At 68.5% G+C, this 15296-nt stretch carries 15 protein-coding genes and 1 riboswitch; of the genes, 7 read left to right on the forward strand and 8 right to left on the reverse strand.

Annotation, left to right across the window (positions count from 1 at the left end; all coding sequences use genetic code 11):
- Nucleotides 1-84 precede the first annotated feature (84 nt).
- Nucleotides 85-849, reverse strand: coding sequence for an ABC transporter permease (locus CA951_RS15385; RefSeq protein WP_087557653.1), 765 nt, complete (start codon nt 847-849; stop codon nt 85-87).
- 131 nt (nt 850-980) lie between these two features.
- On the opposite strand from CA951_RS15385, the gene CA951_RS15390 reads away from it, so the two are divergent.
- A complete protein-coding gene (locus CA951_RS15390; protein WP_087557654.1) occupies nt 981-3305 on the forward strand; it encodes an FHA domain-containing protein in 2325 nt (774 codons plus the stop codon).
- On the opposite strand, the gene CA951_RS15395 is transcribed toward CA951_RS15390, so the two are convergent.
- Nucleotides 3302-3523, reverse strand: coding sequence for a hypothetical protein (locus CA951_RS15395; protein WP_087557655.1), 222 nt, complete (start codon nt 3521-3523; stop codon nt 3302-3304). The two genes, CA951_RS15390 and CA951_RS15395, sit on opposite strands and share 4 nt — an antisense overlap.
- A gap of 286 nt (nt 3524-3809) precedes the next feature.
- Between CA951_RS15395 and CA951_RS15400 the strand changes: the two genes are divergently transcribed.
- A complete protein-coding gene (locus CA951_RS15400; RefSeq protein ID WP_087557656.1) occupies nt 3810-4214 on the forward strand; it encodes a C40 family peptidase in 405 nt (134 codons plus the stop codon).
- 82 nt (nt 4215-4296) lie between these two features.
- Here the strand turns inward: CA951_RS15400 and CA951_RS15405 are convergent, their stop codons facing one another.
- Nucleotides 4297-4638 (reverse strand): Lsr2 family protein, encoded by a 342-nt coding sequence (locus CA951_RS15405; protein WP_087557657.1) that lies wholly within the window; start codon nt 4636-4638, stop codon nt 4297-4299.
- A gap of 141 nt (nt 4639-4779) precedes the next feature.
- On the opposite strand from CA951_RS15405, the gene CA951_RS15410 reads away from it, so the two are divergent.
- Complete coding sequence (locus tag CA951_RS15410) at nt 4780-4965, forward strand: hypothetical protein (protein ID WP_087557844.1); 186 nt, start codon at nt 4780-4782, stop codon at nt 4963-4965.
- A 20-nt stretch (nt 4966-4985) separates the two neighbouring features.
- Here the strand turns inward: CA951_RS15410 and CA951_RS15415 are convergent, their stop codons facing one another.
- The 3 genes from CA951_RS15415 to CA951_RS15425 form a co-directional block, all read right to left on the reverse strand.
- Nucleotides 4986-6425: a CitMHS family transporter gene (locus CA951_RS15415; protein ID WP_373413877.1), complete on the reverse strand. Its 1440-nt coding sequence runs from the start codon at nt 6423-6425 to the stop codon at nt 4986-4988.
- An 84-nt stretch (nt 6426-6509) separates the two neighbouring features.
- Nucleotides 6510-7805 carry an LLM class flavin-dependent oxidoreductase gene (locus tag CA951_RS15420; RefSeq protein WP_087557659.1) on the reverse strand — a complete coding sequence of 432 codons (1296 nt, stop codon included), beginning with the start codon at nt 7803-7805 and terminating at the stop codon, nt 6510-6512.
- A gap of 1 nt (nt 7806) precedes the next feature.
- Nucleotides 7807-8571: a 3-oxoacyl-ACP reductase gene (locus CA951_RS15425; RefSeq protein WP_087557845.1), complete on the reverse strand. Its 765-nt coding sequence runs from the start codon at nt 8569-8571 to the stop codon at nt 7807-7809.
- A gap of 49 nt (nt 8572-8620) precedes the next feature.
- Nucleotides 8621-8725, reverse strand: a riboswitch (TPP riboswitch).
- Between the two features lie 73 nt (nt 8726-8798).
- On the opposite strand from CA951_RS15425, the gene CA951_RS15430 reads away from it, so the two are divergent.
- Nucleotides 8799-9251, forward strand: a complete 453-nt coding sequence (locus CA951_RS15430; RefSeq protein ID WP_087557846.1) for a MarR family winged helix-turn-helix transcriptional regulator — start codon at nt 8799-8801, stop codon at nt 9249-9251.
- A 2-nt stretch (nt 9252-9253) separates the two neighbouring features.
- Nucleotides 9254-9676 carry an organic hydroperoxide resistance protein gene (locus tag CA951_RS15435; RefSeq protein ID WP_087557660.1) on the forward strand — a complete coding sequence of 141 codons (423 nt, stop codon included), beginning with the start codon at nt 9254-9256 and terminating at the stop codon, nt 9674-9676.
- 21 nt (nt 9677-9697) lie between these two features.
- Here the strand turns inward: CA951_RS15435 and CA951_RS15440 are convergent, their stop codons facing one another.
- Both CA951_RS15440 and CA951_RS15445 read right to left on the reverse strand, forming a co-directional pair.
- Nucleotides 9698-10576: an oxidoreductase gene (locus CA951_RS15440; protein WP_087557661.1), complete on the reverse strand. Its 879-nt coding sequence runs from the start codon at nt 10574-10576 to the stop codon at nt 9698-9700.
- A 40-nt stretch (nt 10577-10616) separates the two neighbouring features.
- Nucleotides 10617-12659 carry a CocE/NonD family hydrolase gene (locus CA951_RS15445; protein WP_087557662.1) on the reverse strand — a complete coding sequence of 681 codons (2043 nt, stop codon included), beginning with the start codon at nt 12657-12659 and terminating at the stop codon, nt 10617-10619.
- 84 nt (nt 12660-12743) lie between these two features.
- Here CA951_RS15445 and CA951_RS15450 point away from each other — a divergent pair, with 84 nt between their 5' ends.
- Together CA951_RS15450 and CA951_RS15455 are read left to right on the forward strand one after the other, a co-directional pair.
- On the forward strand, nt 12744-13700 hold the full coding sequence (locus CA951_RS15450; RefSeq protein ID WP_087557663.1) for a pseudouridine synthase: 957 nt from the start codon (nt 12744-12746) through the stop codon (nt 13698-13700).
- A 45-nt stretch (nt 13701-13745) separates the two neighbouring features.
- A complete protein-coding gene (locus tag CA951_RS15455) occupies nt 13746-15281 on the forward strand; it encodes a CYTH and CHAD domain-containing protein (RefSeq protein WP_087557664.1) in 1536 nt (511 codons plus the stop codon).
- The last annotated feature ends 15 nt before the right edge of the window (nt 15282-15296 follow it).

Raw genomic sequence — 15296 nt, forward strand, 5'->3', positions numbered from 1 at the left:
CAGGGACCGACCACCGCCCAGTATGCGGGACCGGCCACGTGATCGACCGGGGTTCGGGCCAGACAGAGGCCGTGGCCGCAGCTTTCAGGTGGGCACGGCGTGCTCCCGTGGCCGGCGGACGGCCTCCCTGGCCACCAGTTCGATCGTCACGGCCACCGCGCAGGTCTGCGCGAGCAGCAGCCCTACCAGAACGAGGATCTGGACGGCGCCGGCCTGGACGGCGGAACCGCTCGCGAGCAGCACCCCGACGAACGCTCCCGGCAGGGTGACCAGCCCGACGGTCCGGGTCTGGTCCAGCCCCGGAAGCAACGCGTCCGAGGCGGCGGACCGGACCACCTCCAGGCGGGCGTCGCGGACGCTGAGCCCGAGACTGAGCCCCGCCTCCACCTCACCCCACCGCTGTTCGACCGCATCGAGCCCGCGCCGCGCCGCGAGGGAGGTCGCCGTCATCGCGCCGCCGAGCACGATCCCGCCGACCGGAACGAGGGCGACACCTTCGAGCGGAACCACCCCGCTCACCAGCATCAATGGCAGCACGATGCCCACTCCCGCCGTGAGCGACAGCGCCAGCCACAGCGCGGACCGCCCGGCCCTCGCACGCCGAGCTGATGTCCCCACCGCCGCCGCGAACATGACGACCAGCACGAGGATCGAGGACCACAACTGCGCGAGAGCGGCGGCCAGGATCAGCGACACCGCGGCGAGCTGGGCGGCGCCCCGGATCGCCGCGGCGGGCACGACCAGTGGACTACCGAGCCGGGTGAAGCGGTAGACCACGGCCGCACAGACGACCATCACGGTGCACAGCACGGCCAGTCCGACACCGGGATTCGCCAGGGACGTACTCACCCGACCCAGTGTTCCTCACTGGAAGCCCCGGGTTCGGGAGTACCCGTTCTGCCCACGCCGCCCGGGGAGTGCGTGCGACCATGGAGGAGTCGACGCTCTACGCCCGATGACGCTGACCGGAGGCCGTGGCGATGGACGACCGGGCGAACACAGAGCACCCGCGGGTCGTGGTCGAGACCGAACACGCCCGCACGACCCACAGCGCGGGCAAAGCCGTCCGCATCGGCCGGGATCCGCAGCTGGAGGTCACGATCGTCGACCCCGTGGTGTCCCGCGAACATGCGCAGCTCACCTGGGACGACGGCTGGCAGCTCGTCGACTCCGGCAGTAAGAACGGGATCTACGTCGACGGTGAGCGCCGCGAGAAGGTTCCCGTCACGAGCCCCGTCCGCGTCCGCCTGGGTGACGCGACCGAGGGTCCGGTCGTGCGGCTCTCGATCGAAGATCCGGACGCGACGCGACAGGACGTGGGCGCCCGATGGGACGAGTCCACGATCAGCGTCGGGACACCCAGCGCCCCGACTGCGACACCGCACGACGAGACTCCGGCGGGATCACTCACGGTGGGGCGGTCGCCCGACAACGACATCGTCGTCCGGGACGTGCTGGCCTCACGCCATCACGCCATCGTCCACCACGTGCCGTCCGGCCTCGAGATCGACGACCTGGGGAGCGTCAACGGAACGTTCGTCGGCGGCGCCCGGGTGTCGCGCGCGCAGTTGACCGACGGCGACGTCGTCACGATCGGCAACACCGATTTCGGCGTGCGGGAAGGCCGGCTCGTTCCGCGGCGCGTGGTGTCTCCGACCGCGGGCGGTCTGCGCGTGGACGGCGTCGGACTGACCATCGAAGGCGGGCGCCGCCTGCTCGAGGACGTCACGTTCACCGCCCAGCCGGGCAGCCTCACCGCGGTGATCGGCCCGTCCGGCGCGGGCAAGACCACGGTGGCCACCATCATCTCCGGTTCGGAACGACCCACCGAGGGCGTGGTCGAATTCGAGGGACGCAGCGTGCACGCCGAATACCAGGTGCTGCGCTCCCGCATCGGGATGGTCCCCCAGGACGACGTCGTGCACCGCCAGTTGACCATCCGGCAGGCGCTGGGCTACGCGGCGGAGCTGAGACTGCCGCCGGACACCAGCCGGGAAGACCGTGAGGAGGTGATCGCGACGGTCCTGGGTGAACTGCAACTGTCCGAACACGCCGACACGAGGGTCGACCGGCTGTCCGGCGGACAACGCAAACGCGCGTCCGTCGCGATGGAGTTGCTCACCGGCCCGTCCCTGCTGATCCTCGACGAACCGACGTCGGGCCTCGACCCCGCGCTCGACCGGCAGATCATGGCGACGTTGCGCCGGCTCGCCGATTCGGGCCGCGTCGTCGTGATCGTCACCCATTCGCTGTCGTACCTCGAGATGTGCGATCAGGTGCTGCTCCTCGCACCCGGCGGCAAGACCGCGTACGTGGGCCCGCCGGACCGGGTCGGGGCCGCGCTCGGCAGCACCGACTGGGCCGACATCTTCGCCCGCGTCGCGGCCGACCCGGACGGGGTGTTCGCCGCCTACCGCGCCACCCGCCCGTCGGTTGAGGTGCCTGCCCCGAGCCCGCCGGGACCTCTCGGCAGTCCGGCGCACACCTCGCGGCGCAAGCAGTTGAGTACCGTCGCCCGCCGCCAGGTGCGGCTGATCCGCGCCGACCGGGGATACCTCATCTTTCTGTCCCTGCTGCCGTTCGTCCTCGGCGGGCTGGCTGTACTCGTGCCCGGCGACACCGGGTTCGGGCCGTCCGGTCTCGACGAATCGGGCGAACTCACCCAGATCCTGGTCGTGCTGATCCTCGGCGCCGCGTTCATGGGATGCTCACTGACCATCCGCGACCTGGTCGGCGAACGCATGATCTATCACCGCGAACGCGCCGCCGGGCTGCTCCCGTCCGCCTACCTGACGGCGAAGATCGTCGTGTTCTGCGCCGCCGCGATCGTGCAGTCGGTGATCATGGTGGCGATCGTGTTCGTGGGCAAGGGTTTTCCGGGCCGGGGCAGCCTGATTCCCTCGGGCTCCGTCGAACTGATCGTGGACATCGCCGTCACCACCTGCTCCTGCGTCCTCGTCGGTTTGGCGTTGTCCTCGGTGGCGCGCTCCAACGAGCAGGTGATGCCGATGCTGGTGGTCACGATCATGGTGCAGTTGGTGATGTGCGGAGGACTGATCACCATCACCGGACGCAAGGTCCTCGAACAGCTGTCGTGGCTCTTCCCGTCCCGCTGGGGGTTCGCGGCCTCCGCCTCGACGGTGGACCTGCGCACCAACGCCACCGGCACCGAGCCCGACACACTGTGGCAGCACGCCGCGTCGTGGTGGCTGCTCAGCATCGCCATGCTGGTGCTCATCAGTGGTGTGCTCGGGGTCGTCACCTACGCCCGGCTCCGACTCCGGCGTTCCCGCCGGGCCGGCTAGCTCAGTTCGACGACTGTCCCCAGGTCATGCACGTGCTCCCGGTCCGAATTTTCGGGGGCCGGCGTGATGTCGCCTCTCGCCGTATGGGCCATCGTTCTCGCCTCGCCCGCGACGAAGGCGACCGGTACGGCCACGGCAACGGACAGGACGGCGGCTGCTGCATCGAACGCCAGGCGGGCGACGCCGAAGGCACAGTTCGCGGTTTGTCGGATCGTCATCGTCCGCCTTCCTCCATCCCAGCCCACAGGACGCAGCGGACCACTCCTCTTTGCAGAATCATTACCTACTCGAGGTTATTAGCAGCATCCACTACTCGCGAGTACCAAACCGACCAGATCGAATAATTTTGTCACCGACCCCTCGAACCCGGCGGCAGAGCGAGGGAAGACAGGCACGTATCCAGGTAATTCGGCCGGTGCGCCCGGCCCGTGTCGGGGCCACCCTGTAATCAGAGCGCGCCCCGCAGACGCGACACCACACCGAGCGCACTGGAGTACCGACGGCATGAACCCCCACACCGGAAACCACGGGCTTCACCTGGTTCAGACGTTTCGCGCCGCCCCGGTGCGGCCGGGACGCCACGCCCTGCGCGCCGCCTCCACCAGAATCGGCATCGCCTGCACCCGCGGCGCCGGCGACCACAGCGCGTTCGACAGTTCCGGTCTCGTCCAGTGGGCGTACAAACAGGCGGGCGTATCGGTTCCGCGCACCACGTACGAGCAACTCCTGCACGGAACCGCCGTCGACCGGGACGACCTGCAGCCCGGTGACGTCGTCCTCTTCTACGGGGGCGGCCACGCCGGGATCTACGCGGGCGACGACACCGTCGTCCACGCCCCGGCTCCGGGTCGGCCGGTCACGCGAGTGGCCTTGAACTCCATGTCGTTTCACGCAGCGCGGCGATACTGACGGCTGCGTCCGAGACCGCCCCCAGCCGACCCGGTCGGGGGCGGTTGGGGGCCCCTTTTCGACCACCCGCGACGACGCGATCTCAGTGCGCCGCGTTGTACGCTTCCTCGATCTGGGCGGGAATACGGCCGCGCGCGGACAACTCGTAGCCCTGCGCCGTCGCCCATTCCCGGATTTCCTTCGCCTGCCCACGGCCCTGCGACGGATCCACCGCAGTGGTCGACCGGCGCTTCCTTCCCCCGACCCGAGTTGCATGCTCGATGTAGAACTCGAGAGTCTTGTGGAATTCCCTGGCGTTCTTGAGCTTCAGATCGATCTCGTAGTCGACGCCGTCGACTGAGAACGGAATGGTCTCCCCCTTACCGTTCTTGATCGGAGTTCCGTCGATGTCGTCGATGCGTTCGACAACAACTTTGCGCGCCACAGTTCCACTCCTTCATCGTCGATAACCCGGGGAACACTACGTCGAAGTATTGTTCACCTGCCAATCCCCGACGGGGCTTTTCGCACTGTGGACCTGCGAGCGTCTGATTGGCACACCCCGATGTCGGGGTATTCGTCGGACATGACAGCGAAGGACGATTCCGGACCGAAGACGACGACCACCGACAGCGGCGCCCCCGGCGCGGACAAGGACGTGGTGTCCGATCCGGCCGAGGACGACAAGGGTTCCGGCGCCGACTGGAGCGGCGAAGGTGGCGCAACCCCCGAGGGGCCCGCCACCGACACGGAGTCCGACTCCGCCGATTAAGTCACCGGCGGACGACTACGTCACCAGGGGATCTGCCCGAGGACCACACCGACCACCAGCATCGACAGCGACACCAGCGCCGCGCGCCACAGCACCTTCTTGTGGTGGTCCGCCAGCGGGACCCCCGCCAGGGTGACGAGCAGGAGGATTGCCGGGACGAGTGGGCTCTGCATGTGGAACGTCTGGCCGGTGATGGAGGCGCGGGCCATCTCGACCGGTTCGATGCCGTACGTGGCCGCCGTCTCGGCGAGCACGGGCATGACGCCGAAGTAGAAGGCGTCGTTGCTCATGAAGAACGTGAACGGCAGGCTCAGGATGCCGGTGATGACGGCCAGGTGCGGTCCGAGCGCGGCGGGGATGATCTCGAGCAGCCACTGCGCCATCGCCTCGACCATGCCGGTGCCCTGGAACACGCCGGTGAGCACGGCCGCGGCGAACACCATCGCGACGACGGAGACGATGCTCGACGAGTGCCGGGTGATCGCTTCCTGCTGTTCCTTGACCCGCGGGAAGTTCACCGTCAGCGCGATCGCCGCGGCCACCATGAACAGCACCGGAATCGGCAGCACGTCCATCACGAGCACGACGAGCAGCGTCACGGTCACGAGCATGTTGAACCACAACAGCTTCGGTCGCAGCGTGGGCCGCTGGGGGTCGAGGCCGTCGGCGAAGCCCTGGCCGTCGTCCGAACCGGCGTCGCCGGAACCGCCACCCGTCCGGGGTGCGTCACCGTTGCCCCCGGAGCCCGAGCCGGAGCGGCGGAGGCCGGAGCCTGCGGCGACGAGGAGGCGCTCGTCGGTGAGTTCGAGTGTGCCGATGCGGCGGCGTTCGCTGTAGCCGAGTTGCACGGCGAACAGCAGCACGACGACGAGTCCGACCACGAGCGACGGGATCATCGGGACGAACACGTCCGACGGGGAGATGCCCAGCGCCGAGGCGGCCCGGACCGTCGGTCCGCCCCACGGGACGATGTTCATCGCGCCGTTCGCCAGGCCGGCGACCACCGTGAGCACGACGGGGCTGACCTTCAGCTTCATGTACAGCGGCAACAGTGCGGACGTCACGATGATGAACGTCGTGGATCCGTCACCGTCCAGCGACACCACCATCGCGAGCACCGCGGTGCCGACGACGAGCCGCATGGGGTCGTTGCGGACGAGCCGGAGGATGAGTTTCACCAGCGGGTCGAACAGTCCGACGTCGATCATGATCCCGAAGAAGATGATCGCGAAGAACAGCAACGCGGCCGTGGGGGCCAGCGATTTGATCCCGTCGGTGATCATGTCGCCGATGCCGAGGCCCGCCCCGGCCGCGATGCCGAATGCGACCGGGACGGCGATCAGCCCGACCACGGGAGTGGCCCGTTTGGACATGATCAAGAACATGAACACGGCCACCATCAGAAAGCCGAGCGCTACCAGCATTGCCACTCCTCGTCCGAGCTCGAGTCGCGATGTGATCGCGATAACAGCCAGTGTCGGGGGGAGGGACGCTCACAGTCACTGTTGCGTACTTAGAGAAGGTTGTGTTCTTTGTGGTGGCAACTACCGGCGACCCCGGAGATGGTCGCGCAGGGTCTCCGTCTCATACTCCGCGCGGAACAGCCCGCGCTTCTGCAGGACCGGGATCACCTCGTCGACGAAGTCGGCGAGCCCGTTCGGGTAGAGCGGCGGCATCAGGTTGAAGCCGTCGGCGCCGCCGCCGCGGAACCACACCTCGATCTCGTCGGCGATCGATTCCGGGGTTCCGATCATGGTGCAGTGCCCGCCGCCTGCCGCCAGCGTGCCCAGCAGTGACCGCACGGTGGGACGGTCCTTCTCGATGATCCGCAGGATCGTGTCGTACCGGCCCTGCGGTCCGGTGAACTCCGAGAGCGGCGGCAGCGCCGGAACGGGTGCGTCCAATTCCCATGCGCTGCAATCCTGCTGGACGAACATCGACAACTGCGCCAGCGACTGTTCGACGGGCAGGAGTGTGTCGAGTTCCGCCTTCTTCCTGCGCGCCTCCGCGGTGGTCGAGCCCACGTAGGTGACGAGACCGGGCATCACGATCACGGCGTCGGCGTCGCGGCCCGCAGCGCGGATGCGCCGCTTCACGTCGCCGTAGTAACTCTGCGCGGCCGTGAGGTCGTAGGCGACGGCGTAGATGCCCTCGGCGCACCGGGCAGCCAGGTCACGGCCTTGATCCGACGCGCCCGCCTGGAACAGCACCGGACGCCCCTGCGGCGAGTGCGGCACGTTCAGCGGACCGTCCACGAGGAAATGTTTGCCCCGATGCCCGACCGCGTTCACCTTGGCCGGATCCGCGAAGAGGCCCTCCCGGTCGAGCACGAGCGCGTCGGGCTCCCACGAATCCCACAGCGCGAGTGCCACCTCGACGAACTCCGCGGCCCGCGAGTAGCGGTCGTCGTGCGGCGGCATCTCCTCGAGACCGTGATTGCGGGCCTCGGCGTCGAACATCGACGTCACCACGTTCCAGCCGGCGCGGCCGCCGCTGATGTGGTCGAGCGACGCCAGCATCCGCGCGGCGTGGAACGGGGTGTAGAACGTGGTGGACACGGTCGTCACGAGACCGACCCGCTCGGTCGCCCGCGCCATCGCGGACAGCGCGGTGAGCGGTTCGAGGAACCACATGCCCCCGGACGCGGGGTCGCGCACCGAATGCCCGTCGGCGAAGAACACCGCGTCGAGGCAACCCCGCTCCGCGGTCTGCGCCAGTTCCTCGTAGTAGGCGATGTCGCTGAGCCGCTCCACCTGCGAGGCGGGGTGCCGCCACGCGGCGCCGTGGTGCCCGCAGCCGAACAGGAACGCGTTGAAGTGCAGTTGCCGGGCGTCGCTCATGTCAGTCCTTGACCAGTCCGCCGTCGACGACGAGGTTCTGGCCGGTCACCGAACGCGACCACGGGGACGCGAAGAACAGGACCGCGTCGGCGAACTCGTCGGGGGTGGTGACCCGCTGCAGCGGAGTGCTCGCCGCGATGAGGTCGAACACCTCGTCGGGGGTGGCGGCGCTCGCGTCGGTGGTGCGCAGCAACCCGCCCGAGACCATGTTGACGGTGATGCCGTCGGGCCCGAGGTCGGCGGCGAGAGTGCGGGTCAGCGACAGCGCGGCGGCCTTGGCGGCGGTGTAGTCGTGGTACGGGACGACGGGGTTCTGGAACAGGTTGGTTCCGATGTTCACGATGCGGCCGAACCCGAGCGCGCGCATGCCCGGCAGCGCGGCCTGCGTGGTGTTCAGGGTCGCCTGCACGCTGCCGCGCAACTGCGAGTCGAAGGCCTCCCACGTGATGACGTCCGCCTTGTCGCGTGCGTCGCCGTTGAAGGAGAAGTCGGCGAGGGCGTTGTTGATCACGGTGGTCACCGGCGATCCGAAGTGCGCTTCCGCTGCGGCGAACAGTGCTGCCACCTGCGCGGCATCGGTGACGTCCGCCTGGAGCGCGACCGCGCGGTCCGCACCCAGGGATGCCGCGAGTTCCTCCGCCGCATCCCGGCTGTTGCGGTAGTTCACGACCACGCGCGCGTGCTGCGCCGCGAACGACCGCACGATGGCGGAACCGAGGCCCCGGCCACCGCCGGTCACCAGGACGATCTGCTTGTCGAGCTGCATTGCTGTCACCTTCCGATCGGTCGGCGACGAGACATCGGATGAGCGCATACGGCCGTCTCCGCGACATCCCTTCGCCGGCATTACCCAGTTCAGGTTCGACGGGTGTCTTCTCAGCCGCCCGGATTCTCGCCGGGCAGCACCCCGTGTCACTGGCCAACAGTGTAAGGGCAAACACCGTTTCCGATTTCTTGGTTGTGCACAACCTAGTTGTGTGCAACCATTCAGAGGTGACCGACAACCTCGCCCTCGACCGCCAGGTGTGCTTCGCGCTGTACTCGGCCTCCCGGGCGATGACCGCGAGATACCGGTCGATGCTCGACTCGCTGGGCGTGACCTACCCGCAGTACCTCGTGCTGCTGGTCCTCTGGGAACAGGACGGTCGCGGGGTGCGGGAGATCTGCGACGCCCTCGACCTCGACACCGGCACCCTGTCGCCACTGCTCAAGCGGCTCGAGGCGCTGGGCCTGGTCGAACGGAGGCGTTCGTCGGCCGACGAACGCCGCGTCGGGATCCACCTCACCGAGAAGGGCGCGAGCCTCCGCGCCGCTGCGGAGGGCATCCCCACCGAACTCGCCCGCTCGACGGGAATGGGCATCGACGAACTCGTCGCCCTGCGCGACACCCTGTCGCGCCTCACCGAATCGCTCCACAGTTTCGAAACCCCTACAGGAGAGAAGTAACCATGAAGATCGTCTACACCGCCGAAGCGCTCGCAACCGGGGAAGGCCGCAACGGCCACGCCCGCACGTCCGACGGCCGGCTCGACTTGAACCTCGCCATCCCCACCGAGATGGGCGGGTCGGGCGACGGCACCAACCCCGAGCAGCTGTTCGCCGCCGGATACGCGGCGTGCTTCCACTCCGCACTCCAGCTCGTCGGCCGTCAGGCCGGGGCGAATGTCGCCGACTCGGCCGTCGGCGCCCGCGTCGGGATCGGCTCCACGGACGGCGGCGGATTCGGCCTCGCCGTCATCCTCGAGGTGTCCCTCCCCCACCTGCCGCGCGCGGAGGCACTCGAACTGACGGAGAAGGCACATCAGGTGTGCCCCTACTCCAACGCCACCCGCGGCAACGTCGACGTCACCCTCGAGGTCACCGAAGACTGAGCAACCTGCGCGGGCGTCGGGTCACCCGAACTCGTACTCGACGCCCGTCAGGTCCTCCGACAGCGACCACAGCCCCTTCGCGGTCTGCTCGTCCCGCGACTTCTTGTTGGAGCCCACCACCTTCGGGTGGCCCCGCTGCTCGAACAGGCCGTCCGGCCCGATGTAACTGCCGCCGATCACGTCGGGGGCGGTGGCCGCGAACAACATCGGCAGCGCCCCCATCTCCGCCGACTGCGCGAAGATCCGGTTGCCGACTGCCATCAGCTTGTCCTGCACCGATTCGGTGTGCGCCTGCAGATTGGTCGACGCGTAGCCGGGATGCGCGGCCACCGCTTTGACGGGCGACCCCGCCGCGGCCAGCCTGCGCTGCAATTCGTACGTGAACAGCAGATTCGCGAGTTTCGACTGCCCGTACGCGCTCCAGCGGTTGTACTTGCGGTGTTCCCAGTTGAGATCGTCGAGGTGGATCGTCCCGGCCTGATGCGCCGCACTCGACATCGTCGCGACCCGGTCGGTGATCTTGCCGAGCAGCAGTCCGGTCAACGCGAAGTGCCCGAGATGATTTGTGCCGATCTGCATTTCGAATCCGTCGGCGGTCTTGCGCTGCGGTACCGCCATCACCCCGGCGTTGTTCACGAGCACGTCGACGGAATCGACGCCGGCGGCGAACTCGCGCACCGACGCGAGGTCGGACAGGTCGAGACGGCGCACCTCGGCGTTGTCACCGATCGACCGCGCGACCACCTCACCCTTGTGGGTGTTGCGGCAGGCCAGCACGACGTGCGCTCCCGCCTTCCCCAGAGCCCGCGCGGCCACCTCCCCCAGACCACTGTTGGCGCCCGTGACGACGAACGTGCGGCCGCTCTGATCGACGATGTCCGAAGCTGTCCACTTGGTCATGCCGTCAACCCTACGGATCCCGGGACGCGGCGTGAACCCGTCACCACGCCTGCGCCCCGACCAGCGGCAGGTTGAGGAAACTCGGCCGGTCCGGCGACAACGCCACGTGCTGCGGCTTCAGCTGACTGTCCGCCAGAATCGGTCCGAGCGGCAGGTACCGGGGAACGCTGCCCGCGTACACGTCGACGCGCAACCGGTGCCCCGGCGCGAGGACCGCATCGGTGGGCACGAAGTTGATATCGACCGGTGTCACCTCACCCGGAACCAGCGGCTGACGCGCGGCCACCGTCAGATAGTGGTGCGGTTCGGTGTAGTCGCCGTTCGGCGACCTGGTGCTCTTCGAATCGTCCACGGCCCGCATCGAAGCCGTGAGCGCACCGTTCGTGAGTGGGGTAGACGTGCCGTCCGGTGCGACGTCGTTCAGCGTCACCGCCCAGAAGCCGTCCGGCGCGTCCAGCACGGTTTCGAGGTGCAGGTTGACCGGACCCGACAGTTCCGTCGGCTGCGCGACGGGGGCACTGGTGAACGTCAGGCCCTCGGCCTCGTTGAAGCGGGAGTCCTTGCTGCACACCGACCCGAAGACGACGGCCGCGCCCGCGGTGCCCTGCGTCCCGTCGCGGGAGCAGAGCCCGCGGAGACCGGGTGCGACGGTGAGTTGCGCCGTGTCGCCGGGTTTCGCCGGCACCAGGCTGCCGTCGTGGGCGGCGTGCCCGGCGGTGCCGCTGGGGGCACCCGACAGGTACATCCGCTGGTAGTCGACACCGGCCCGCGGGAACTGATCGGTGGTGGTCCAGCCGTTGCCCTGCTGGTACAGCGTGACCGGGCCGTACTCGTCGATGCCGTTGTCGATGCCCTTCAGCCACTTGTCGAACCACGCGCGTTCGAGGACGTCGAGTCGCGGCGGCGCACCCGGCTCGCCGAAGCCGCCACCGAACGAGACGTGGTAGGCATCGCTCATGATCAGCTGCTTCTCACCGGCGGGCAGCGGAATGTCGTTGTAGACCCGCGGTTCGCTGTTCACGAAGATGTCGTGCCAGGCGCCGTAGAGCATGGTCGGCACGTCGATGTTCCCGGCCTGCGCCTTCCGCTCCTCGTAGAACTGGCCGTCCTGCGCCACCCGCAGCGTGCCGGCGTCGAGATCGCCGATCTGCGACGCGGTCATCGCCTGGATCAGTGCGGAGAACAGCGTCAGCGGATCCCGCAACCGGTCCTGCAGCCACCGCTCGTCGAAGTTCCCCTGGGCGAGTGCCTGGACGTCGGGAACGAACTTGAGACCGTTGACCAGTGACAGCCACAGCGGCATGAATCCCACGCCGAGACCACCGCCCGTCCCGACGATGTCGCGGAGCAGGTCGTTGCCCGGTTCGGTGGGGAAGATCGCCTTCAACGCCGGCGGCCGATGCCCCGCGGCCTGCAGCGAGTTGATTCCCGAATAGGACACCCCCGCCATCCCGACCTCGCCGTCGGACCACCCCTGCCTGCTCATCCAATCGATGATCTCGACGGAATCCTGCTGCTCGAGCGGGCCGAGTGCCTGCCATTCGCCCTGCGAGAAGCCGGTGCCGCGCGCATCGACCACCACCTGGGTGTATCCGTTCCGGACGAGGTCGCGGTTGACGCCGAAGACGCGCATGCCGCCGCCGGTGAGCACCTTCGACAACTCTCCGACGCCGTCGAGCGGTGTCCCGGCGAGATCGAAGGAGTTCACCAGGTCGACGACCGTGTCCTCGAGCCCCGGCACCGCGAGCACGGAATCGACGAGGTTGCCGACCAACTTCGTGTACGGCGTGACGTTCAGGACCGACGGCATCGCGGTGTCGATCGGCGTGCCCGAGGCGTCCGCGGGGCGATAGACGTTGGCCTTCAACACCGTTCCGTCGCTCATCGTGATGGGAACGTCCCAGTCGATCGCGATCACCGGGTACTTCGGCGGGGCGTCGACCGCGGCGTTCCACTCGGCCCCCGCGGCGCCGCCCGTCGGATCCGCCGACGCCGTCACCGTGGGCACCACGGCAAGTCCCACCCCCACCGCCAGCGCGACTGCCGCCGCACCCGGTCGAAACGCCCATCGACGCACGATCACTTCGAACCCCCGTGAAATCCTCCGATGACGCGCCTCAGCGACCAGTCAGGGTGGCCCGCGTCACAAACTTACCGGATAGTAACCATGAGTCCCCTCGCGGTCAACGACGGATTTCGGCCTCCTCTCGACTACCGTGACGGGGTGCCCGACGCCCCACTTCCCGTCCGCGACGGCCTCAACCCGACGCGGCTGAGGATGCCGGACACCGGCGTGTGGCCCACCGTGCTCGAATACCTCGTCGCACGCTTTCCGCACGACGAGACCCGCCTGCGCGAGAAGGTCGCCGCGTCCGAAGTCGTCGACGAGCGCGGGCAGCCGATCACCGCGGCCACGCCGTTCGCGCCCCGCCGATTCGTGTACCTGTACCGGGATCCGCCGGTCGAGACACGGGTGCCGTTCGAGATCGAGATCCTCCACCGCGACGAGAATCTCCTCGTCGTGGACAAACCCCACTTCCTGGCGAGCACCCCGCGCGGCGCGTACATCGCCGAGTCGGCGCTGATCCGGTTGCGCCGAGACCTCGACCTCCCGGAACTGACACCCGCGCACCGGCTCGACCGGTTGACCGCCGGGGTGCTCATCTTCACGGTGCGGCGCGAGGTCCGGCGCGACTACCAGTCGCTGTTCGATCAGCGCCGGGTGACCAAGGAGTACGAGGCCGTCGCCCGCCACGACCCCGATCTCGTGCTGCCCGCCACGGTCCGCAGTCGAATCGTCAAGGAACGCGGGGTCCTGAAGGCGTACGAGGTGGACGGTCCCGCCAACAGCGAGAGCCGGATCGAACTACTCGAGGTCCACGGCGACGCGGCCCGGTACCGGCTGCTCCCGCACACCGGCAAGACGCACCAGTTGCGGGTGCACATGAGTTCGCTCGGCATCCCGATCCACGGCGACAACTTCTATCCCGATTTCTACGACGTTGCCGCCGACGACTATTCGACGCCGCTGCGCCTGCTGGCCCGTTCCGTCGAGTTCGCCGACCCCTGCTCAGGCGCCACACGACGCTTCGCGAGCGTCCGGAGCCTCGACTGGCCGCTGTGACCTCGGCTTCTTTCGCCCGGCGCGCTCAGCCGGAAAGATGGGGACATGAGTACCGCGACGTCCGTCTCCGAAGTGGAACGCAAGTACGAAGCGACATCCGAGCAGCAACTCCCGGCGCTGTCGGGGCTTCCGGGCGTCGACGGTGAACCGCGACGCGACACCGTCCAGTTGTCCGCCCTGTACTACGACACGGGCGAACTGCTGTTGCTCCGCGCCGGAATCACGCTCCGCCGCCGGGAAGGCGGCGACGACGCCGGCTGGCATCTGAAGATTCCGGCAGGCGCGGACGAGCGGACCGAACTGCAGCTGGCACCCGACCCCGAGCACCCGGAGACGGAAGTGCCCCGCGAGTTCGCGGAACTGCTCACGGCCGTCACCCGCGGCGCCGACCTGAACCCGGTCGCGCTCATCAGCACCGACCGCGAGCGGCAGCGGCTCGTGGACGCGGCGGGAACGACGCTCGCCGAGGTCGTGTCGGATGTCGTGATCGCCGCCGTCCCCGAGACGGGCACCGGAACCGACGAGCGGGTGTGGCGGGAGATCGAAGTCGAACTCGCCGCCGGTGACCGAAAACTGTTCGACGCCATAGACTCCCGGCTGACCGATGCCGGAATCACCCGCTCGGACGCGCCGTCGAAGCTGCGGCGGGCACTCGGTGACGCGGTGGGCGGCACCCCGTCCCCCGTGCGTGAGAAGAAGCGGTCCACGCCGCGGACACTGCTTCTGGAGTATCTGACCGAGCAGAAGGACAATCTCGTGACGGCCGACCTCGGCGTGCGGCGCGACCTCGAGGAGTCCGTCCACGACCTCCGGGTCTCGGCCCGGCGGATCCGGAGCGTCCTCCAGGTGTACGGGTCCAGCCTGCGCGACCAGGAGACGGTCGACGAGTTGATCGCCGAACTCCGCTGGGTCGGTCAGGCCCTCGGCCCGGCGCGGGACACCGAGGTGCAGTGGAGCCGTCTCGTGGATCTGCTGGGTGACGCCGAGGAGATACCCGACCGCGAGGTCGTGCGGGCGCGCCTCGACGAATACTTCTCGGGACTCGCCGCCGCGGCCCGGCCCGCGGCGCTGGCCGCCCTGAACTCCCGGCGCTACCTCGACCTGCTCGCCGGGCTCGACACGTTCCTCGCCGCCGTCGAGTCGTCGGAGGGCTCGGACCCGTCGAAGAAGACCGTCGCGAAAACCCTGCGCAAATTGTCGAAGTCCGTCCACAAGCGCGTGCGGAAGGCGGCGGCCGCGACCACCCGGGCCGAGCGCGACGAACTGACGCACCGAGCGCGTAAGCGCGCCAAACGATTGCGCTACGCGATCGAGTCCACGCGGTCACTGACACCGAAGGCCTCCGACCGCGCGCAGAAGAAGTTCAAGAGCTTTCAGGACGTTCTCGGCGACTACCAGGACGCCGTCGTCGCACGGGAACACATCCTCGCGGCCGTCGCGGAGGATCAGCACTCCGCGGAGTCGAGCCTGGGCCTCGGAATGCTGCTGCAGCGTGAACTCGACCGCGGCGACGCACTGGCCGCCGATGTGAAACCGGAGTGGAAGAGCGCGAAGAAGGTGGCCCGAAAAGTCTGGAAGTAGGGCACAGTCGGGGAG

Origin of the sequence: Rhodococcus sp. NCIMB 12038 (assembly GCF_002165735.1) — a bacterium.
Lineage (GTDB): Bacteria > Actinomycetota > Actinomycetes > Mycobacteriales > Mycobacteriaceae > Rhodococcus_F.

Excerpts from the sequence above, each read along its gene's own strand:
- CA951_RS15395 (WP_087557655.1), bottom strand. The coding sequence starts at position 3,523 with ATGACGATCCGACAAACCGCGAACTGTGCCTTCGGCGTCGCCCGCCTG.
- CA951_RS15435 (WP_087557660.1), top strand. The coding sequence starts at position 9,254 with ATGAAGATCGTCTACACCGCCGAAGCGCTCGCAACCGGGGAAGGCCGC.
- CA951_RS15455 (WP_087557664.1), top strand. The coding sequence starts at position 13,746 with ATGAGTACCGCGACGTCCGTCTCCGAAGTGGAACGCAAGTACGAAGCG.
- CA951_RS15390 (WP_087557654.1), top strand. The coding sequence starts at position 981 with ATGGACGACCGGGCGAACACAGAGCACCCGCGGGTCGTGGTCGAGACC.
- CA951_RS15425 (WP_087557845.1), bottom strand. The coding sequence starts at position 8,571 with ATGCAGCTCGACAAGCAGATCGTCCTGGTGACCGGCGGTGGCCGGGGC.
- CA951_RS15400 (WP_087557656.1), top strand. The coding sequence starts at position 3,810 with ATGAACCCCCACACCGGAAACCACGGGCTTCACCTGGTTCAGACGTTT.
- CA951_RS15410 (WP_087557844.1), top strand. The coding sequence starts at position 4,780 with ATGACAGCGAAGGACGATTCCGGACCGAAGACGACGACCACCGACAGC.
- CA951_RS15450 (WP_087557663.1), top strand. The coding sequence starts at position 12,744 with ATGAGTCCCCTCGCGGTCAACGACGGATTTCGGCCTCCTCTCGACTAC.
- CA951_RS15440 (WP_087557661.1), bottom strand. The coding sequence starts at position 10,576 with ATGACCAAGTGGACAGCTTCGGACATCGTCGATCAGAGCGGCCGCACG.
- CA951_RS15420 (WP_087557659.1), bottom strand. The coding sequence starts at position 7,805 with ATGAGCGACGCCCGGCAACTGCACTTCAACGCGTTCCTGTTCGGCTGC.